Annotated in this window: 22 protein-coding genes and 1 tRNA gene; 14 read left to right on the top strand and 9 right to left on the bottom strand. The window is 61.9% G+C overall.

From position 1 onward, the window contains the following. Positions 1-22 precede the first annotated feature (22 nt). On the bottom strand, positions 23-469 hold the full coding sequence (locus WS75_RS11150; protein ID WP_059680523.1) for a multidrug/biocide efflux PACE transporter: 447 nt from the start codon (positions 467-469) through the stop codon (positions 23-25). A gap of 112 nt (positions 470-581) precedes the next feature. On the opposite strand from WS75_RS11150, the gene WS75_RS11145 reads away from it, so the two are divergent. Then, positions 582-1466: a LysR family transcriptional regulator gene (locus tag WS75_RS11145; protein WP_059680522.1), complete on the top strand. Its 885-nt coding sequence runs from the start codon at positions 582-584 to the stop codon at positions 1464-1466. Between the two features lie 62 nt (positions 1467-1528). On the opposite strand, the gene WS75_RS11140 is transcribed toward WS75_RS11145, so the two are convergent. From WS75_RS11140 to WS75_RS34085, 6 genes are all read right to left on the bottom strand, one after another. Further along, positions 1529-1987: a CopD family protein gene (locus WS75_RS11140; RefSeq protein WP_044846424.1), complete on the bottom strand. Its 459-nt coding sequence runs from the start codon at positions 1985-1987 to the stop codon at positions 1529-1531. A gap of 247 nt (positions 1988-2234) precedes the next feature. Further along, positions 2235-4556: a DNA topoisomerase IV subunit A gene (parC, locus tag WS75_RS11135; protein ID WP_059680521.1), complete on the bottom strand. Its 2322-nt coding sequence runs from the start codon at positions 4554-4556 to the stop codon at positions 2235-2237. Positions 4557-4618: 62 nt separating this feature from the next. Then, on the bottom strand, positions 4619-6601 hold the full coding sequence (locus WS75_RS11130; RefSeq protein WP_059600344.1) for a DNA topoisomerase IV subunit B: 1983 nt from the start codon (positions 6599-6601) through the stop codon (positions 4619-4621). Between the two features lie 223 nt (positions 6602-6824). Then, positions 6825-8774, bottom strand: coding sequence for an ATP-binding cassette domain-containing protein (locus WS75_RS11125; protein ID WP_059680520.1), 1950 nt, complete (start codon positions 8772-8774; stop codon positions 6825-6827). Between the two features lie 162 nt (positions 8775-8936). Next, positions 8937-9341, bottom strand: a complete 405-nt coding sequence (locus WS75_RS11120) for a DUF4399 domain-containing protein (RefSeq protein ID WP_059680631.1) — start codon at positions 9339-9341, stop codon at positions 8937-8939. Positions 9342-9352: 11 nt separating this feature from the next. Further along, positions 9353-9526, bottom strand: coding sequence for a hypothetical protein (locus WS75_RS34085; protein ID WP_179948898.1), 174 nt, complete (start codon positions 9524-9526; stop codon positions 9353-9355). Positions 9527-9538: 12 nt separating this feature from the next. Between WS75_RS34085 and WS75_RS11115 the strand changes: the two genes are divergently transcribed. The 3 genes from WS75_RS11115 (at position 9539) to WS75_RS11105 (ending at position 11336) form a co-directional block, all read left to right on the top strand. Continuing rightward, the gene (locus WS75_RS11115) at positions 9539-9721 is read left to right on the top strand and encodes a rubredoxin (RefSeq protein WP_006478164.1); all 183 of its coding nucleotides are present in this window, start codon (positions 9539-9541) and stop codon (positions 9719-9721) included. A gap of 147 nt (positions 9722-9868) precedes the next feature. Continuing rightward, positions 9869-9943, top strand: a tRNA-Arg gene (locus WS75_RS11110). A gap of 175 nt (positions 9944-10118) precedes the next feature. Next, a complete protein-coding gene (locus WS75_RS11105) occupies positions 10119-11336 on the top strand; it encodes a tyrosine-type recombinase/integrase (protein WP_059680519.1) in 1218 nt (405 codons plus the stop codon). A gap of 228 nt (positions 11337-11564) precedes the next feature. On the opposite strand, the gene dndC is transcribed toward WS75_RS11105, so the two are convergent. Together dndC and WS75_RS33510 are read right to left on the bottom strand one after the other, a co-directional pair. Next, positions 11565-12629 carry a DNA phosphorothioation system sulfurtransferase DndC gene (gene dndC, locus WS75_RS31910; RefSeq protein WP_156429761.1) on the bottom strand — a complete coding sequence of 355 codons (1065 nt, stop codon included), beginning with the start codon at positions 12627-12629 and terminating at the stop codon, positions 11565-11567. Further along, positions 12611-13261, bottom strand: a complete 651-nt coding sequence (locus WS75_RS33510; RefSeq protein WP_156429760.1) for a hypothetical protein — start codon at positions 13259-13261, stop codon at positions 12611-12613. Before WS75_RS33510 ends, dndC begins: the two co-directional genes overlap by 19 nt. 660 nt (positions 13262-13921) lie before the next feature. On the opposite strand from WS75_RS33510, the gene WS75_RS33505 reads away from it, so the two are divergent. The 10 genes from WS75_RS33505 (at position 13922) to WS75_RS11060 (ending at position 18066) form a co-directional block, all read left to right on the top strand. Continuing rightward, positions 13922-14680, top strand: coding sequence for a hypothetical protein (locus tag WS75_RS33505; RefSeq protein ID WP_156429759.1), 759 nt, complete (start codon positions 13922-13924; stop codon positions 14678-14680). Positions 14681-14782: 102 nt separating this feature from the next. After that, complete coding sequence (locus WS75_RS11095; RefSeq protein ID WP_059680517.1) at positions 14783-15043, top strand: helix-turn-helix transcriptional regulator; 261 nt, start codon at positions 14783-14785, stop codon at positions 15041-15043. 3 nt (positions 15044-15046) lie between these two features. Continuing rightward, positions 15047-15814: a phage antirepressor KilAC domain-containing protein gene (locus tag WS75_RS11090; protein WP_257129357.1), complete on the top strand. Its 768-nt coding sequence runs from the start codon at positions 15047-15049 to the stop codon at positions 15812-15814. 290 nt (positions 15815-16104) lie between these two features. Next, the gene (locus WS75_RS31895) at positions 16105-16290 is read left to right on the top strand and encodes a hypothetical protein (RefSeq protein ID WP_080558117.1); all 186 of its coding nucleotides are present in this window, start codon (positions 16105-16107) and stop codon (positions 16288-16290) included. Continuing rightward, the gene (locus WS75_RS11085; protein ID WP_009903609.1) at positions 16283-16495 is read left to right on the top strand and encodes a hypothetical protein; all 213 of its coding nucleotides are present in this window, start codon (positions 16283-16285) and stop codon (positions 16493-16495) included. The genes WS75_RS31895 and WS75_RS11085 overlap by 8 nt, the downstream gene beginning before the upstream one ends. Next, positions 16488-16685 (top strand): hypothetical protein, encoded by a 198-nt coding sequence (locus tag WS75_RS11080; protein ID WP_029227335.1) that lies wholly within the window; start codon positions 16488-16490, stop codon positions 16683-16685. Before WS75_RS11085 ends, WS75_RS11080 begins: the two co-directional genes overlap by 8 nt. Then, positions 16682-16909, top strand: coding sequence for a hypothetical protein (locus tag WS75_RS11075; protein ID WP_059680516.1), 228 nt, complete (start codon positions 16682-16684; stop codon positions 16907-16909). Before WS75_RS11080 ends, WS75_RS11075 begins: the two co-directional genes overlap by 4 nt. Further along, positions 16902-17294, top strand: coding sequence for a hypothetical protein (locus WS75_RS11070; RefSeq protein ID WP_059680515.1), 393 nt, complete (start codon positions 16902-16904; stop codon positions 17292-17294). The genes WS75_RS11075 and WS75_RS11070 overlap by 8 nt, the downstream gene beginning before the upstream one ends. Further along, positions 17291-17518 (top strand): PC4/YdbC family ssDNA-binding protein, encoded by a 228-nt coding sequence (locus tag WS75_RS11065; protein ID WP_059680514.1) that lies wholly within the window; start codon positions 17291-17293, stop codon positions 17516-17518. The genes WS75_RS11070 and WS75_RS11065 overlap by 4 nt, the downstream gene beginning before the upstream one ends. Further along, on the top strand, positions 17518-18066 hold the full coding sequence (locus WS75_RS11060; protein ID WP_059680513.1) for a hypothetical protein: 549 nt from the start codon (positions 17518-17520) through the stop codon (positions 18064-18066). The genes WS75_RS11065 and WS75_RS11060 overlap by 1 nt, the downstream gene beginning before the upstream one ends. Positions 18067-18126: the final 60 nt, after the last annotated feature.

The following is an 18126-nucleotide window of genomic DNA, read 5'->3' as shown; positions in this document are numbered from 1 at the left end:
ACCACCACCGACCGCTGGCCGTTCAACTCGCCTGCACGGCGACGCGGCGTGCGACCCAGCGTGCGCGCAGCGCGTCGTACGCGAGGTTGAAGCAGAACGTGTACGGCAGGAAGAACAGCACGATGCCGAGGTCGAGCAGCAGCGCCTCGACCAGGCTCACGTTCAGCCACCACGCGGCAACCGGCACCACCATCGCGACCAGGCCGAGTTCGAACACGACCGCGTGCGCGATCCGCATCCCGAGCGTGCGCGTGAGGCCGGCGCGGCGCTCGAAACGGTCGAACAGCGTGTTGAACATCATGTTCCAGGCCATCGCGATCAGCGACACCATCACTGTCAGCACGCCGACGTGCGACACCGGCATGTCGAGCAGCCACGCGCCAATCGGCGCGCACAGCGCGATCGCCACCAGTTCGAACGTCAGCGCGTGAACGAGGCGCTCCGTCACCGTCTTGTTCATCTGTTTCATGGGTCCCTCCGGTTCGTGTGTGAAGCGTATGTCGGCCATTTTGATCGGCGTAACCGCTCGAATCCAGTTTGATATCATCGGTTTTACCGATATAACGCTGTGAGACCCGCGCATGCGCCACGCCCCCGAAGCCCTGCTCGCCTTCGCCGAAGCCGCGCTGCTCGGCTCGTTCACGGCCGCCGCGCGCAAGCTCGGCAAGCGCCAGTCGACGGTGTCCGAAGCGATCGCGAACCTCGAGATCGATCTCGGCGTGCAGTTGTTCGACCGCTCGACGCGCATACCGACGTTGACCGATGCCGGACGCGCGCTGCTGCCGCAGGTGCAACGCGCACTGGAGGCCGGCGCGGCGATCGACCGCACCGCCGCGCGGCTCGCGCAGGGCGAGGAAGCACGGCTGACGCTCGTCGTGTCCGATACGTATCAATCGAAGCGTTACGAGGAAACCTTGATGGCGCTCGAACGGCGCTTTCCGACGCTGGAACTCGAATGCCAGATTGCCGAACACGAGGACGTACTCGACCTGATCCAGCAGGGCCGCGCCCAGCTCGGGCTGATGGCCGCGCGCGCCGCCTACCCGCCCGATATCGGCGCGGCGACGGTGGCGGAGGAATCGGAGATCGGCCTGTTCGTCGGGCGCACGCACGCACTGGCGGCCTACGGCGACGCTGACGTGCCGCATGCTGCACTGCGCGACGCGCGCGAGCTGCGCCTCAACACGTACGTGAAACCGGAGGATCGCGGCGCCGACGACCGGATCGTCATCGGCACCCAGCGCTGGCTCGCGCCGAGCTACCTGATGCTGCTGGAGATGGCGGTGCTGGGGTTCGGCTGGGCCGAGCTGCCGCGCTGGATGGTCGAGCACTTCGCGGGCGATCGCCTCTGCGAGCTGCGCGCGCGTGGCTGGCCGCGCCGCGTGCGGGTCGATGCGGTGTGGTCACGCAACCGGCCGCTCGGCCCGGCCGGCGCGTGGCTGCTCGACGCGATGCTGGCCGCGTAACGGCGCGCGGTATCGCGCCGGCGGCGGGCGCCGAACGGCGCCGCAAGGTCAGGCGTTCGCGTTCAGAAACCGCGCGACAGCACAGCCGCGCCAATCGTCACGACGCCGAGCACGAGGTTGACGACGACAAGCAGGCGCACCGTGTTCACCGCGCGTGCGCCGTCCGGCCAGTTCTGCGCCTGCACCGCGCGGCGGATGCGCGGGAACAGCGCGAAGCGGATGTGGCCGAAGATCAGCATCATCACGACACCGAGCCCCGCCATCGCATGCAGCGTCCACGTCGCGTGCGCGCCGCCGAATGCCGTGAGCAGGAAACCGCCGGACAGCAGGATCACGATCACCGACCCCGACACCCAGTTGAAGAAACGGCCGAACACGCCCTCGATCAGCGGCAGTCGCAACTGCGGCGTCAGGTCGGACAGCGCCGGGCGCAGGCAGAAGTGCGCGAAGACCATCCCGCCCACCCACACGGCGACGGCCAGCAGATGAAGAAACAGCGCGACGGCAACAGCGTGGGACATGGCGGCAATCCTGGTATGAGTTAAGTGCAACGAACAGCCGCGTCACGCGCGGTCTTGAGCGACGTTCGACCCGCGCGCAGCCGCTCGGTTCAGACCCCAGGCGCAATTTCACAGTATTTTGCAAGTTCCGCGTGATGGCGCCACTCGCGCTTGCCTGGATGCGTCGCGCAAAAAAGAATCGGCCGCACGCCCGCCGAAGCGGAGGTGCGGCCTTCGATACCGGTCGAACCGGCCAACGGATGCGGCGTCAGCCGAGCAGCGGACGCAGCTCGGTGACGACCTTGAGCTTCGTGTCCGGCGCGCGGCCCTTGCGGGCACGCTTGCCGATGTGCGGCGCGAGCGCCGCATACGACAGCGTTTCGTCCTGCGTCTTGCCGCCGCGGCCGGTGCCGATCAGCACGACGCCGGCCGGGTCGATCGCGAGCGCCTGCACGAGCGTTTCCTTGTCGTCGAGCGCCATCAGGATCACGCCGCGACCGCCACCCGACAGCGTCTTCATCTCGTCCATCCCGAACACCAGCAGACGACCGCCGCTCGACAGGCACGCGACCTGCGTTGCGTTCGGCAGCACGGGCATCGGCGCGAGCGGCACGGCGCCCGCATCGATGGTCATGAACGACTTGCCGGCCTTCACGCGGCTCACCATGTCGCCGACCTTCGCGAGGAAGCCGAAGCCGTTGCTCGACGCGAGCAGCAGTTGCTGGTCGGCCGGCGCCGCGTAGTAGTGCATCAGGTGCGAGCCCGATTCGAGCTCGATCAGCGACGTCACCGGCACGCCGTCGCCGCGCCCGCCCGGCAGCACCGACACGTCGACCGAGTACACGCGGCCGCTGCTGCCCCACGCGATCAGTCGATCGGGCGTGCGGCACTGGAACGCCGCATACAGGTGATCGCCTGCCTTGAACGAGAAGCCGGCGGGATCGAGCCCGTGGCCCTTCAGCGCACGCACCCAGCCCTTCTGCGACACGACGACCGTCACCGGCTCGTCGACGACCTTCGCCTCGAACGTCGCGCGCTTTTCCTGCTGGATCAGTGTGCGGCGATCGTCGCCGTACTGCTTCGCATCGGCCTCGATCTCCTTGATCATCAGCCGCTTCATCGCACTTTCGTTCGCGAGCAGTTCCTCGAGCTTCGCCTTCTCGTCACGCAGCGCCTCGAGTTCCTTCTCGATCTTGATCTTCTCGAGCCGCGCGAGCTGACGCAGGCGGATTTCGAGGATGTCTTCGGCCTGGCGGTCGCTCAGGCCGAACGCGCTCATCAGCGCAGCCTTCGGCTCATCCGACTCGCGGATGATGCGGATCACCTCGTCGATGTTCAGGAAAACGATCATCCGCCCTTCGAGGATGTGGATGCGGTCGTCGACCTTCGCGAGACGATGCCGGCAGCGGCGTGTCATCGTGAGCTGGCGGAACTTCACCCATTCGTCGAGGATCGTCAGCAGCCCCTTCTGGCCTGGCCGGCCGTCGGCGCCGATCATCACGAGGTTCAGTGTCGCGTTCGACTCGAGGCTCGTATAGGCGAGCAGCGTGTTCACGAATTCCGTCTGATCGATCGTGCGCGACTTCGGCTCGAACACGAGCCGCACCGCCGCTTCCTTGCCCGACTCGTCGCGTACCGCGTCGAGCAGGTCGAGCATCGCCTTCTTGGTGTTGAGCTGCTCGGGCGTGAGCGTCTTCTTGCCGAGCTTGAGCTTCGGGTTGGTGAGTTCCTCGATTTCCTCGAGCACCTTCTGGCCCGACGTGTTCGGCGGCAGCTCGGTGACGACGAGCTGCCACTGGCCGCGCGCGAGATCCTCGATCTTCCATTTCGCGCGCACCTTCAGGCTGCCACGGCCGGTTTCATAGGCCGCCGCGATCTCGGTGTCGCTCGAGATGATCTGGCCGCCGCCCGGGAAGTCCGGGCCGGGGATCAGGTTCATCAGCTCCGCGTGCGTGAGCTTCGGATTGCGGATCAACGCGACCGCCGCCGCCGCGACCTCGCGCAGGTTGTGGGACGGAATCTCGGTCGCGAGACCCACCGCGATGCCCGACGCGCCGTTCAGCAGCACGAACGGCATGCGGCTCGGCAGCGTCTTCGGTTCCTCGAACGAGCCGTCGTAGTTCGGCATGAAGTCGACCGTGCCCTGGTCGATCTCGTCGAGCAGCAGCTTCGAGATCGGCGTGAGCCTCGCCTCGGTGTATCGCATCGCTGCCGCGCCGTCGCCGTCGCGCGAGCCGAAGTTGCCCTGCCCGTCGATCAGCGGATAGCGCAGCGAGAAATCCTGCGCGAGACGCACGAGCGCATCGTATGCCGACTGGTCGCCGTGCGGGTGGTATTTACCGAGCACGTCGCCAACCACGCGCGCCGATTTCACCGGCTTCGCGTCCGGGCCGAGGCCCATTTCGTTCATCGCGAACAGGATCCGGCGCTGCACCGGCTTCTGGCCGTCGCACACGTCGGGCAGCGCGCGGCTCTTCACGACGCTGACCGCGTAGCTGAGATACGCCTGCTCCGCGTAGTTGCCGAGCGTCAGCGCTTCGGCGTCCGGTGCATCGGACCCGGCGAAGAGATCGGAAGTATTGTCGTCCATCTGAATTCCGTATTCGTAAGTAGCGTGAGGCCGGGCCGGGCGTCATGCCCGGCCGCGCGGGTTTAGATGTCCGCTTCGACGTCGTTGCCCTTTTCCTCGAGCCAGCCGCGTCGCGCGGCTGCCTCGCCCTTGCCCATCAGCATGGTCATGCGCGCGACGGTCGCCTCGTAGTCGAGTTCGCCGAGCTTCACCGGCATCAGGCGGCGCGTGTCGGGGTTCATCGTCGTGTCCCACAACTGCTCCGCGCTCATTTCGCCGAGACCCTTGAAGCGGCTGATGCTCCACTGCGTCTCGCGCACGCCGTCCTTGCGCAGCTTGTCGAGGGTCGCCTCGAGTTCGCCTTCGTCGAGCGCATAGAGCTTCTGCGCGGGCTTCTTGCCGCGCGCGGGCGCATCGACGCGGAACAGCGGCGGCCGCGCGACATGCACGTGACCGCGCTCGATCAGCTGCGGGAAATGCTTGAAGAACAGCGTGAGCAGCAGCACCTGGATGTGCGAGCCGTCGACGTCCGCGTCCGACAGGATGCAGATCTTGCCGTAGCGCAGATTCGACAGGTCGACGGTGTCGTCGGGGCTGTGCGGATCGACGCCGATCGCGACCGAGATGTCGTGAACCTCGTTGTTCGCGAACAGGCGATCACGCTCGGTTTCCCACGTGTTCAGCACTTTGCCACGCAGCGGCAGGATCGCCTGGTATTCCTTGTCGCGGCCCATCTTTGCGGAACCGCCCGCCGAGTCGCCCTCGACGAGAAACAACTCGTTGCGCGCGATATCTTCCGTCTCGCAATCAGTCAGCTTGCCCGGCAGCACCGCGACACCCGAGCTCTTGCGCTTCTCGACCTTCTGGCCTGCACGTGTGCGCGCCTGCGCCTGCTTGATCACCAGTTCGGCGAGCTTCTTGCCGTGCTCGACGTGCTGGTTCAGCCACAGTTCGAGCGCCGGACGCGAGAACGACGACACGAGCTTCACCGCGTCGCGGCTGTTCAGGCGTTCCTTGATTTGCCCTTGGAACTGCGGATCGAGCACCTTCGCGGACAGCACAAACGACACGCGCGCGAACACGTCTTCCGCGAGCAGCTTCACGCCCTTTGGCTGCAGGTTGTGCAGTTCGACGAAGCTCTTGACCGCCTGGTAGAGACCGTCACGCAAGCCCGACTCGTGCGTGCCGCCGGCCGGCGTCGGGATCAGGTTCACGTACGACTCGCGCACGAGCGATCCTTCCTCGCTCCATGCGACGACCCACGACGCGCCTTCCCCTTCGGCGAAGGTTTCGTCGGTCGAACGCGCATCGGCGAAGCGCTCGCCTTCGAACAGCGGGATCAGCAGCTCGCTGCCGTTCATCTCGTCGAGCAGGTAGCCGCGCAGGCCGTCCTCGTACTTCCACGCCTGGCGTTCGCCGGTCTTCTCGTTGACGAGCACCACCTCGACGCCCGGCAGCAGCACGGCCTTCGAGCGCAGCAGACGCTGCAGCTCGCCAAGCGGCAGGTTCGGCGAATCGAAGTACTTCGGATTCGGCCAGACCCGCACGCGCGTGCCGGACTTCTTCTCGCCGCGGCCCGCGCCTTGCGTCGCGAGCGGCTTCACGACGTCGCCTTCGGCGAAGCCGAGCTCGGCGATCTTGCCGTCGCGCCAGACCGTCACGTCGAGACGCGTCGCGAGTGCGTTCGTCACCGACACGCCGACGCCGTGCAGGCCACCCGAGAACGTGTACGCGCCGCCTGCAGCCTTGTCGAACTTGCCGCCCGCGTGCAGGCGCGTGAACACGATCTCGACGACCGGCACCCCCTCTTCGGGGTGCATCCCGAACGGGATGCCGCGGCCGTCGTCCTCGACCGACACCGACTGGTCGGCATGCAGCGTGACCGTGATCTGCTTGCCGTAGCCGCCAAGCGCCTCGTCGGATGCGTTGTCGATGACTTCCTGAATGATGTGCAGCGGATTTTCGGTACGGGTGTACATGCCGGGCCGCTGCTTGACCGGCTCAAGACCCTTGAGCACCTTGATCGATGCTTCGCTATAGGCCGCGCTGGGCTTCTTCGTTGACATAGGCGCTGAATTTCGTCATTCATCGGGACGTTGTCCACATCTCGTGTGGACAACGTCGTGGACAAAACGTTGAGTTCCGTAAAAAAGCGAATCGAAACAACGGTGTGCTTGGACTGCTCCGAAAGTGGGCGCGCGGCATTCGCTGCGCTGCCCGGGACGCGCGGTATTTTACTGGTTCCGCGTGGCGCGCCGTAGCAAGATCACTCACACGGCGCACGGGGCGTCAGACCGGCTTGCGCTTTGCCTCGAGCGTCTCCCACCGCTCGAGCGCGGCGAGGAGCTCGTCGTCGATCGCCGCGAACCGTTCGGTCAGGCGCGTGCCTTCCTGCGGATCCTTCGCGAAGATCGAACCATCCTCGAGCTGCGCATTGATCGTCTTCTGTTCTTCCTCGAGCGCCGCGATCTTCTCCGGCAGCGCATCGAGTTCGCGCTGCTCATTGAACGACAGCTTCACCGTGCGCTGTGCGTTGCGGCCGGCCGCGCTTTTCGCCGCGTCTTCCTTGACCGGCGCCGCCTCCTTCACCGCGCGCTTCGCCGCCTCCTGCTGCGCGAGCTGCTGCGAACGCTCGCTCTGGATCTGCCAGTCGGTGAAGCCGCCAACGTATTCGCGCCACTTGCCGTCGCCCTCGGCCGCGATCACCGACGTGACGACGTTGTCGAGGAACGCACGATCGTGGCTGACGAGCAGCACCGTGCCGTCGTAGTCGGCCAGCAGTTCTTCGAGCAGTTCGAGCGTCGGGATATCGAGGTCGTTGGTCGGTTCGTCGAGCACCAGCACGTTGGCCGGACGCGCGAACAGGCGCGCGAGCAGCAGCCGGTTGCGCTCGCCGCCCGACAGCGATTTCACCGGCGAGCGCGCGCGCTCCGGCGCGAACAGGAAGTCGCCGAGATAGCTCATCACGTGCTTGCGCACGCCGCCGATCTCGACCCATTCGCTGCCCGGGCTGATCGTGTCGGCCAGGCTCTTTTCCTGGTCGAGCTGCGCGCGCATCTGGTCAAAATAGGCGACCTGCAGGTTCGTGCCGGTGCGCACCGTGCCTTCGTCGGGCTTCAGCTCGCCGAGAATCAGCTTGAGCAGCGTGGTCTTGCCGGCGCCGTTCGGGCCGACGAAGCCGATCTTGTCGCCGCGCATGACCGTCGTCGAGAAGCGCTCGACGACCGTGCGATCGCCGTAGCGCTTCGTCACGTCCGTCAGCTCCGCGACGATCTTGCCCGACTTCTCGCCCTGCGCGACGTCGAGCTTCACATTGCCCTGCGAATTGCGGCGCTCCGCGCGCTCGTTGCGCATCTGCACGAGCCGCGCGATGCGGCCAACGCTGCGCGTGCGGCGCGCCTCGACGCCCTTGCGGATCCAAACTTCTTCCTGCGCGAGCAGCTTGTCGAACTTCTCGTTTTCCACGCGCTCGACTTCGAGCTGCTGCGCCTTGCGCGTCTGGTACGCGGAGAAATTGCCCGGATACGACAGCAGCCGGCCGCGATCGAGCTCGACGATGCGCGTCGCGACGCGGTCGAGGAACGCGCGATCGTGGGTGATGAACAGCAGGCCCGCGCGCTGCGCGACGAGCAGTTCTTCCAGCCAGCGGATGCCGTCGAAGTCGAGGTGGTTGGTCGGTTCGTCGAGCAGCAGCACGTCGGGCTGCACCACCAGCGCGCGCGCCAGCGCGACACGCTTCTGCATCCCGCCCGACAGCGCGTCGACCTGCGCATCGCCGTCCGTCAGGCCGATCTGCGCGAGCGTCATCGATACGCGCGTACGCCAATTCCACGCATCGTGCGTATCGAGTGACGACTGCAGCGCGTTCATCCGCGCGAGCAACGCATCGTGCTCGGCGCCTTCGGGCGTCTCCGCAAGGCGGTGCGCGATCGAATCGTATTCTTCGAGCACTTCGCGCGTGTGCGTGAGCCCCGAGGCGACGGCCTCGAACACGGTCGCGCCCGGTTCGAATTCCGGCTCCTGCGGCACGTAGACGGTCACAAGCTCCTGCTGGCGCGTAATCAGCCCGTCGTCGGGCTTCGCCAGCCCGGCGACGATCTTCAGCAGCGACGACTTGCCCGCGCCGTTGCGACCGATCAGGCCGACGCGCTCGCCGGCCTCCAGCGAGAAATCCGCGTGATCGAGCAACGCGACGTGACCGAACGCGAGTTGCGCGCCGGTAATGGAATAAAGCGACATGGGGAGGCGGCGAAGAGAGAAATCGGAAGCGCCCATTGTACCGGTGGCGGACGCCTGCGCCGGGATGGCCGGACGGACTAGGCCGGTGCGCGGCTCATTTCGTGCCGTGGCGGGCATCCGGCCGCAGCTTCCCGGCCGGGTGCCCGCATGCGGAAGGTGCGATTACTTCACGTTGACCGAGATCGTCGAGCTCAGCTCGGGACCGTACGAGCGGTGCGCGCCATCGCCGAGCTGCAGCGTCAGCGTGTGCTGGCCGGGCGGCAGCTTCACATCGGTTTCGGTCTGGCCCTTGCCGAAGTGCAGCGAATGGTCCGTCGCGGGGATCACGTCGCCCTTCGGCACCGGCTGGCCGTCGATCAGCAGGTGATGGTGGCCCGTGTCCGGCGTCATGTCGCCGGCCGGCTTGAGCTCCATGCCTTCGAGGCCGAACTTCACGTGCACGGGGCTCGACACCGTCGCGCCATCCTTCGGCTCGACGAAGAACACGCGCGCCTCGGCACGCGCAAGCGTCGACACGGCCAGTGCCGCGACACATGCCGCACCCGCAATCCACTTCTTGTTGAGCATCGTTTCCTCCTTCAGATTGAAAGGCTCACGAAGCATACACCGCGTGCCCGGCCGGCGCGATGATGGAAATTGTTCGCGATGCGCACGTTTAAAACGACGTTGCGGAAGTGTTCGGCGAAATTCCGGTACCATTGCGCCTTTCGTCCGCCGGCAACATGGCGGGCGGCATCACAGATCTTCATCATTCCGAACACCACATGAGCGAAGTAACCGAATACCAGAGCTGGGTCTGCCTGATTTGCGGGTGGGTCTACAACGAAGCGGAAGGCCTGCCCGACGAGGGCATCCCCGCCGGCACCCGTTTCGCCGACATTCCCGCCGACTGGCGCTGCCCGCTGTGCGACGTGGGCAAGGAAGATTTCGTCGTCGTCGATTTCTGATTCGGGCTTCCGGACACGATCGAGCGCGCGCGGCGCGCATCGGCACGCATTCCGTCCGCCGATGCGCCGCGCGTTTGCTATACTCTGCGCGCTGTCCACATCGCCGTCCCGTTCGCGTCTTCTGTACGCGAAACCGCGGACATGGCTCTCCCCGTAGTTCAATGGATAGAACAAGCGCCTCCTAAGCGCTAGATACAGGTTCGATTCCTGTCGGGGGGACCAGAAACCCTCCAAAGTTTCACCAGCTTCGCCACAAGAACCCCGTCACGCTTGGCTGTGCGGGGTTTTTTGTTGCAAACTTCCACCAGCTACCCCCAGTGGAAACAACCCCCGTCTTGGGGTTGTTTTGGGGGCTTCGCAAAACACCCCCGTCAAACAACCCCCGAGGCACCAGTACATGGCGCTCACCGACCTCAAGGTCCGCACAGCCAAGCCCGCTGAGAAACAACAGAAGCTCTATGACGGCGGCGGACTGCTGCTATTGATAACGCCGGCAGGCGGCAAGCGATGGGTTCTCAAGTACCGCGTCGACGGCAAAGAAAAGAGCCTGGCGCTCGGCACGTATCCGGATGTATCGCTCGCGGAGGCACGCGCTCGCCGCGACAACGCGCGCGAAAAGCTCGCCGCAGGTATCGACCCGGGCGAAGCCAAGAAGGCCGACAAGCGCGCTGCGCAGCTGGCCGCCGCCAGTTCGTTCGAAATCGTCGCTCGTGAATGGTTTGAAACTCAGCGTGGCGGGTGGTCCGAGGTGTACGCAGGCAAGGTCATCAACTGCCTCGAAGTCGACGTGTTTCCTCGACTCGGCGCTCGCCCTATCGCGAGCATCGATGCTCCCGAACTGCTGGCGATCATCCGCACTGTCGAATCTCGCGGCGTTCGCGAGACGGCCAAGCGGGTTCTGCAGCGTTCGCGTGCCGTGTTTCAGTACGGCATCATGACCGGCCGCTGTACTCGAAACCCGGCAGCCGACATCGACGCGGAAACGGTATTGAAGAAAAGCGCCGGTGTGCAGCATATGGCGCGAGTGAAGGCGACCGAGATCCCGCAGCTCATGCGAGACATTGACGAATACTCTGGCGATCTAGTCACACGGCTCGCCTTGCGGTTCATGGCGCTGACGTTCGTGCGGACGAAAGAAATGATTCAGGCCGAGTGGCCCGAGATCAACGTCGATGCCGCTGAATGGCGCGTGCCCGCCGATCGCATGAAGATGCGCGATCCGCACATCGTCCCACTTTCCAGGCAGGCAATTGACGTTCTGACACAGTTGCACGCAATCAACAGCCAGCAGCGCTTCGTCTTCTATAGCGTACAGGGCCGAAGTCATATCTCGAACAACACTATGCTGTACGCCCTGTATCGGATGGGCTACAAGTCGCGCATGACAGGGCATGGCTTCCGCGGCCTTGCAGCAACAGCGCTGCGTGAGCTGGGATACAGCCGCGACGTTGTTGAACGCCAGATGGCGCACGCCGAACGCAATCAGGTAACCGCAGCCTACGTCCACGCCGAGTATCTTCCAGAGCGTCGCAAGATGATGCAGCGCTGGGCCGACTACCTCGACGAACTGAAGGCAGGCGCAAAGGTACTGCCTTTCACATCATCTAATGGCTGATTGCGATACCCATACAAAAAAAGGGGCGTCGCGGATTTCTTGGGGGCGCGGGCTGACACGTCGGCATTCGGTCACCGGCCGCCGTCGGACCGCGTCGCAGCTCGGACATTCGGCCGACGGTCCGACCCATCAAAAGGTCGTTCAGCATGATCCATGGTAACCACCGAAAGCGGCATATATACGCGGTGCCGGGCCAGAGACGGTGAAATGCAATAAGGCCATAGCGGTTTATCGCTGACCGAATGAACGATCGAGTTCCCAGAGGTCTTCTATCGCGGCAATCTCTGCCGGTGAGATTAACTCCCATTCAGTGGCTTGCTGCGCATCCAGTAGCCTTTCAAGAATCTCCTCCCGTGCTTTCAATGTAAATGGTCCGAGACCCTCGTTCCCATTTCGACGACGCCTCTCGCGCCTTGGCGGATCGTCCCGAATAGCCTGCAGCCAATTTCGAAAGTACAGCAACGGCTGCAAGCCCTTATGCTCGTGCAACTTCACAAGGTTTTCGACGGCCCTGTCTCGCTGCACCACTGTGCACGTCCAGCAACCGAAGCGGCTTTTGCCGCAGGATGCACCTTTGGGGTCTCTGACTATGGGACATTCGCCGCTGGCTCCTTTATAGAGTTCGGCGAGTCTCACTGAGTTGATGCTTAGTGGTAGGCCGGGTTCTGACAGCAGTTCCCAGACATCATCAACGTGAAAATCGATGATCGGACTGAAGATTGGAATACCCGAATTTCCAGTTTGTCGTAGAAAACCTTTTTGATCCGCCGCATGGCGGCGAATCGTCCTGTCTCGCGCCATGCTTTCGCCATTCCGCACTCCCAAAAGTAACAGTCCATTGTCGATCTTAGCGTCATGGAGTGCACGACGAACCGGGTTAATTCGAAGTCGATCAGTGCACCATCTAAATTTATTGCTGGGCGGCGGATATCCCCGCCCGATTACCTTGACGAAATATCGATCGTTAATCGGGGGAGAGACAGCGATACTTTTGATTGGCAGGCTCAACTCTTGAGCTTCTGCATCAAGCTTAGCCAGCGTAGTTGAAACAAGGTGCTTAATCGTTGGAATTTCCACTCCAGTGTCGCAATAAATAATCGTCACAGGTGAAACCGCCTTGGGCAGCGCCTTTAAGGCTTGGAAAACCAACTTAATTACTGCGGAAGAGTCTTTTCCTCCACTGAACCCGATATACCATGGGCGTCCCGATTCAACGTAAACTCGCGATACGTAGTCGAGCGCCTCACTTATCTTCTTGTTAGAGTAATTTTGCATTATTGCGATATGAGGCACGATTTTACGTCTTCAAGAAGATCGTTTCGCTTAAACCGTGCGATGTACTGAGTCTGACGCTGACCAAGGCGGATATGTTCGCGAACAGCAACGCAAAGGCAAAAATAAAATATAACCGATATTGCCAGCAAAAATCCCGAGAACTCCAGGGCTAGTGCCGCCGCCGCGCCGGCAGTGAAGTGATACGCCCAATAGCAAAGAGATCCACCAAAACAAATTGCAGCGATGTCACAATATGAACTGATGAAAGCTCCATTCTCGTACACATCTTTAGCTCTTTCCGATAACGACTTGTCGTTATCTATGATTCGATAAAAAACATCGAGGAGAATTTTGCTTCTTCGAAGCTTCCAATCGCTATCTTGACCGACTTCATCTTTAATAGCATCCGCGAGTGAATTTACGATCCCGGAATTTATTTTATCCCACGTCCCACTAAGCGCCAGATTTCGAAATCCGACCGTTCTGTAAATCGCACCAATTGTGACTGCGGCAAAAATGTAGACAACGGCTTTCGAATCGACGTGCAGAAGCGTCTCAACAGAAAAGCCAAAAAAAATCGGATAGAGGATGAGCAGTATGACAATCCCGGGAACAAGTATCCTGATGAGTTTAAGCGTCTCTTTTGTCATCTTAACTGTGAATTCCAAGTTGGGAACATGGCTTCTAATCAAGTACTTTGAGCCAACCTCGCGATTATAATCCCACGGCGATGGCTGCTGCAGTCTTGTCGAAGCGTATTTTCGAGGAGTATGGACCGTTCAAACGCAGGCCGTCATCAGGCTTGCCTTCCCATCACTGACTTATTGGGTCGCTAGTCACATCGTTGAGTTGTCGTAGCGAAAGCTGAAAAGTCCGAATTGATGTCAGACGGCAGCCCTATGTGGCTGGCTACCGTACCTCAACAAGCCAACACCGATGTCACTGCAGGCGCGCGGTCAGTAATGGGTCGGTCTGATACGGCCCAGCATCCGCGATTTGCGTTCGGGGCAACACCTCGGCAAACTGACATTCGTAGACGATCGATATCCCGGTACCACGACTGCCCTTCGCATCATCCAACGCCTGGCCGCCATACCTGTACAAAAAAACAGTATGTCGATCTACAATCAATGACCACGGTTGCCCACTGACGGCATCCCAAAGTCAAACCGCGCCTAGCTCGACGGGGCGAAAGCCGGGTGCCCTCCCCGGTTGGAGCGGTTCCTAAACAGGGCTTTGCTACAGGGCTAGCAATGCGGGAGTTGGGTTCATTTAAGCGATGGTTCACTGTCGCGCAGGCAGCATCAGTCTTGCGAGAATCGTTCGGCGAAGACATCACGGAGATCGATGTCCTCGACCGCGTGTATGCGGGAGAGATCTCCGTGTGGTGGGACGCAACCGGACGATACGCAATGCCCATTGCCAGGGGTAGCCACTGCTTCGGCATACATCCGGATCAAACGATGCTCGCGCAACGACGCAAGATTTCTCCAGCTCAGCGGGAATTCTGGTCGCCACTTTCCGATCATGTTCGCTTGCTTGACGGCTTTCACCGTATTGCCGTCAACGCGAGGAAGGACCGCCAAGAAATCTTCGACGGCGATCGGTTAGGAAAAATTGAATTCGCGGACGGAATCCTACTGCTCGATCAAGACAACGACTCTCTGTTGCAGGTATTTCGAAGGATGCCTTCTCGGCCGGCAGGGTCAAACAAAGCACGGGATTTCATCGTCGATTTGGAGTTTCCCTCTCCGGATACGTTTCGAATCGGTAGCGCCGATCTCCGCAATCTGTTGAACGATGACCGCACCGGCACTGGCGCTTCTGCACCGTCCGATCTCGGAGATCGAGAGCGCGCGTCCCTTCACAAGCAAATCGGCGCTCTCGCTCTTGCTCTAGCGAGCGCATCGAATCGCTATAGGAAGGGGGACGATCCAAACTCGTCAAGAATTGCCGACGCTGTCACGGAAATTCTCGACGCCCTGCCAGATGCCAAGCGACAAGGCACGGGATCGTCATCGATCAGGGCCAGTATCAAGGCGGGCCTTAACCTGCTCAGCGAAGCTTGATCGATTTGCCAACTGGCACTGAGTTTTGCCAGCTGGCACCCGCATCGGGCGCAACATATTTAACTGCTGCCATGTTCAACAACCTTGTACGAGGTTTACCGCATGGCTACCAATACAACTTCCGCACAACCGAGCGCCCAACCGCTCACCGCCTCACCCCAGGCGTTGCCGCTCGACGGATACTCGCGCTGGCAGAATCTCAAAACGTTCGTGCCGCTCTCGCGCGAGTCAATCAGACTGCGCGAAATCGCCGGCCGCTTCCCGCGACGCGTTCAACTCGGATCCCAGCGCTGTATCGCGTGGCCGAACCGCGAGATTCACCGCTGGCTCTCCGATCCCGCAAACTACCGTGCGGAAGTCTGAGCCATGCAAACAAAAAAAATGGCCGACCCGCAGGCCAGCCAATTCAAAAAGAATCTCAATTCGAACGCAAATGTTAACACGCAACTCGTGGGGGCTGCCGACCAGCTCACCATGTCGAGCCGGGAGATTGCGGATCTCGTTGATTCGCGGCACGACGACGTTAAACGCTCAATCGCCCGCCTCGCTGATCGGGGCGTCATCCAACTCCCGCCAATGGCGGAAGTTAAAAATCATCTTGGACAGACTGTCGCTGAGTATCGGGTCGGCAAACGCGACAGCTATGTGATTGTCGCGCAGCTCTCTCCGGAGTTCACCGCGCGCTTGGTTGATCGCTGGCAGGAACTCGAAGCGCGCACATCGGCGCTGGCATTCACGATCCCGCAAAACCTCCCGGACGCTTTGCGCTTGGCCGCTGATCTGGCAGACGAACGCGACCAGCTCAAGGCCGAAGTTCAGTTGGCCGCGCCCAAAGCAAAGGCACTCGACCGGCTCAGCGCCGCCGATGGCTCGCTGTGCATCACCGATGCCGCAAAGAGTCTCAAGGTTCAGCCGAAAGCCCTCTTTCGCTGGCTGTCGCTGCACGACTGGATCTATCGCCGCGGCGTCGCATGGGTCGCGCACCAGGTCGCGCTCGATCGCGGCATGATGGAACACCGCGTGACGACGATCCACCGGGACGACGGCACCGAGAAAGCTACAACGCAGGCCCGCGTGACGGCGAAGGGACTGACGGTGCTCGCAACGAAGCTGGGCGAAGGGAGGGCTGCATGATGTGCCCCTTCAAAAAAACCTTGCAGCCCGTAAACCGGCGCGCGTATACTTTTGATGTGGCTGAGACAACAGTCACCCGGGGTGACAGCCGGCAAATGTTGGCGGACGACCGCCGTGTGCGGTTTTTTTACGTCCGTACGCCTTCGCGCACCTTTTCTATGGGTGGGCCATGGCGGGGGAGCGCTCGCGCTCGCCGGTGCCAACGTTCCGGTCTGTCAACCCCGTCATGTGCCCGCCCACCCCATTTGACAGTGGGACGCGGGCTTTCAACACCAACGTTGGAGGCCGCTATGCGTGCTAACGCCCCTGCTCGTCCTGAGCAATCGCAACTTCCCCCGTCGTATTCCGAAATCATCAATCGCGCACTGCGCGAAGCCGCGCTCGCGCCGACCGTATTTGATGCGCTCGACATTTGCGGCGCCGTGATGGCCCAGCTCGCTGAACTCTGCCGCCAAGCGGAGGTGTCGCATGGATAAGCTCCTGATCGACGATCAAGCGCTGGAAGACCTTGGCGGCAAGCTCCGGCAGCTTGAAGAGCTGTTCAACGTGATCCAAGGCGAGGAAAAAGTCTCGATGCGCGCGTGCGTGATGTGCGACATCGGCCGTGAAGTGGCGCAACGCACCGCGATCGAGCTGAGAGAATTGTGCGCGGTGGCCCGTGAGGAGGTGCGCCATGCGTAACGCGAACCTCGAAATGATCCACTGCAAAACGCTCCAGCTCGAAGCGATGGTGTCAATGCTTCGCGTGATGGCCAGTGGCCGCGTCAGCGAACTGTGCCCGGATATTGTCGGCAACTATGCGTGGCTGATGAGCGACCTCATCGACCAGATCAGATGCGGCATTGATGCGGTGTCGGGGGTGTCGGCATGAGCAAGGCCACAACGAAGCCAAGCCCCAAGCTCGCCCTCGTCGAAACCCTGCTCGACTGCGGATCCGCTGCTCATTGCATCAAGTGGCTTTTCGAGAAGTACGACGATGGCGAGCACGAATGGTCTATCGAGACGATTCGCCTGCTCACTACCGTGCTCAGAACCAAGCTGAGCGATGCGCTGGAGACGGCCGAATCAATCGAAGCGGAGGCACGCCATGCTTGATAGGCGACCTGACGCCGCCGGCCTGCTGTCGTTCTTTTACGGTCGCTTCGACATAAAATCCGCCTCGACCGAAGAACTCGAATTTCTCTCGTCCGCAACAGCTCCCGATGAGGCCGGCGCCTTGCGCGATACGCTCGACGGAATCGCAAACTTTGTTGCCGAGGACTTGAGGAAGGAGCGCGGGAAACGCGTCGGCTGTTTCCAAGAAAGCACCGTGCCCTCCCTCCTGTGGAGCATTGCCCGACAGGTGGATGTGATCGGACAGATGGCCTTCATCGCGAGCGAGGCCGATTATGAATTGCGCGACCGGGCCGTACGCGTCGCAACGGATTCTTTGCGGCGACACGCCCCTAAGCAGTCCTCACAAGGCACGGGAGACGCATGAGTACATACGACAATGATCGCACCGTGTTGGAGGTACAGAAAAACGCCACGCAGCGTATCCGCATCGCCCACCACTGGCACATGGGCCGGCGGTATGTCGACGTGCGCCTGATGGTCGTCGACCGGGTCGGAGACTTCGTTCCGACCCGGCAGGGCATCAGCATCCGGCCCGAACTGCTCGCCCAGATCATTCAAGGTCTAATGCTGGCCGCACGGGAGGGCTGATGGCAAAGAAAGCGTGGTCCGATCCGCTCGGGCCGCACGTTCGAATCTATCACTCGCTGTTGAATACTCCGGCATGGCGGGTTCTCGGCCCGTCCGCCGTCAAGCTATATGTAGACATGCGAATGACGCTCAACGGTTCGAACAACGGCAGCATTGGGGCATCCCTGTCGCTGATGAAGCACAAGGGATGGACGGCCCCGACGACGCTCGCCAAGGCGCTGTACGAGCTGCGTGCGCTCGGTTTCATCGCCGTGACGATCGAAGGCGGCCTGCGGCAGGGTACCCGCGTGCCGTCGCTCTACCGCTTCACCGACGTGGAAGTGTACGAACAGCCGAAATCCGGCGTGCAGGCAATCAAGGCAACTCACGACTACCGAGCTTTTGAGTCGGTACGCGACGCCGAGCGAGCGCTCACCGAGGGGTTGGAAAAACTTCGGACTGAGGGGAGGAAGAAGCAACAGAGCAGAAAAAAAACCCCTGTACAGAAAACGTATCCGTCCAGTACAGAAACCGTACCGGAAGCGCAGAATTTCCAGTACAGAAACTGAACAGGGAATCGCCTTTCCAGTACAGAAAACGAACAGGGAACGAGAACGCCCGAAACTCCC

Origin of the sequence: Burkholderia sp. FL-7-2-10-S1-D7, assembly GCF_001524185.1 — a bacterium.
Taxonomy (GTDB): domain Bacteria; phylum Pseudomonadota; class Gammaproteobacteria; order Burkholderiales; family Burkholderiaceae; genus Burkholderia; species Burkholderia diffusa.
The sequence above is the reverse complement of the archived record's forward strand: the minus strand, read 5'-3'. Positions and strand labels throughout refer to the sequence as shown.

Coding starts and splice junctions, on each gene's coding strand:
- WS75_RS11090 (WP_257129357.1), top strand. CDS start 15,047: ATGCAAACAAAAAAAATGGCCGACCCGCAGGCCAGCCAATTCAAAAAG.
- WS75_RS11070 (WP_059680515.1), top strand. CDS start 16,902: ATGCTTGATAGGCGACCTGACGCCGCCGGCCTGCTGTCGTTCTTTTAC.
- WS75_RS11120 (WP_059680631.1), bottom strand. CDS start 9,341: ATGCTCAACAAGAAGTGGATTGCGGGTGCGGCATGTGTCGCGGCACTG.
- WS75_RS11145 (WP_059680522.1), top strand. CDS start 582: ATGCGCCACGCCCCCGAAGCCCTGCTCGCCTTCGCCGAAGCCGCGCTG.
- WS75_RS11130 (WP_059600344.1), bottom strand. CDS start 6,601: ATGTCAACGAAGAAGCCCAGCGCGGCCTATAGCGAAGCATCGATCAAG.
- WS75_RS11075 (WP_059680516.1), top strand. CDS start 16,682: ATGAGCAAGGCCACAACGAAGCCAAGCCCCAAGCTCGCCCTCGTCGAA.
- WS75_RS11125 (WP_059680520.1), bottom strand. CDS start 8,774: ATGTCGCTTTATTCCATTACCGGCGCGCAACTCGCGTTCGGTCACGTC.
- WS75_RS11140 (WP_044846424.1), bottom strand. CDS start 1,987: ATGTCCCACGCTGTTGCCGTCGCGCTGTTTCTTCATCTGCTGGCCGTC.
- WS75_RS11060 (WP_059680513.1), top strand. CDS start 17,518: ATGGCAAAGAAAGCGTGGTCCGATCCGCTCGGGCCGCACGTTCGAATC.
- WS75_RS11115 (WP_006478164.1), top strand. CDS start 9,539: ATGAGCGAAGTAACCGAATACCAGAGCTGGGTCTGCCTGATTTGCGGG.
- WS75_RS11065 (WP_059680514.1), top strand. CDS start 17,291: ATGAGTACATACGACAATGATCGCACCGTGTTGGAGGTACAGAAAAAC.
- WS75_RS11150 (WP_059680523.1), bottom strand. CDS start 469: ATGAAACAGATGAACAAGACGGTGACGGAGCGCCTCGTTCACGCGCTG.
- WS75_RS11080 (WP_029227335.1), top strand. CDS start 16,488: ATGCGTAACGCGAACCTCGAAATGATCCACTGCAAAACGCTCCAGCTC.
- WS75_RS34085 (WP_179948898.1), bottom strand. CDS start 9,526: ATGATGAAGATCTGTGATGCCGCCCGCCATGTTGCCGGCGGACGAAAG.
- WS75_RS33510 (WP_156429760.1), bottom strand. CDS start 13,261: ATGACAAAAGAGACGCTTAAACTCATCAGGATACTTGTTCCCGGGATT.
- parC (WP_059680521.1), bottom strand. CDS start 4,556: ATGGACGACAATACTTCCGATCTCTTCGCCGGGTCCGATGCACCGGAC.
- WS75_RS11095 (WP_059680517.1), top strand. CDS start 14,783: ATGGCTACCAATACAACTTCCGCACAACCGAGCGCCCAACCGCTCACC.
- WS75_RS31895 (WP_080558117.1), top strand. CDS start 16,105: ATGCGTGCTAACGCCCCTGCTCGTCCTGAGCAATCGCAACTTCCCCCG.
- WS75_RS11105 (WP_059680519.1), top strand. CDS start 10,119: ATGGCGCTCACCGACCTCAAGGTCCGCACAGCCAAGCCCGCTGAGAAA.
- WS75_RS11085 (WP_009903609.1), top strand. CDS start 16,283: ATGGATAAGCTCCTGATCGACGATCAAGCGCTGGAAGACCTTGGCGGC.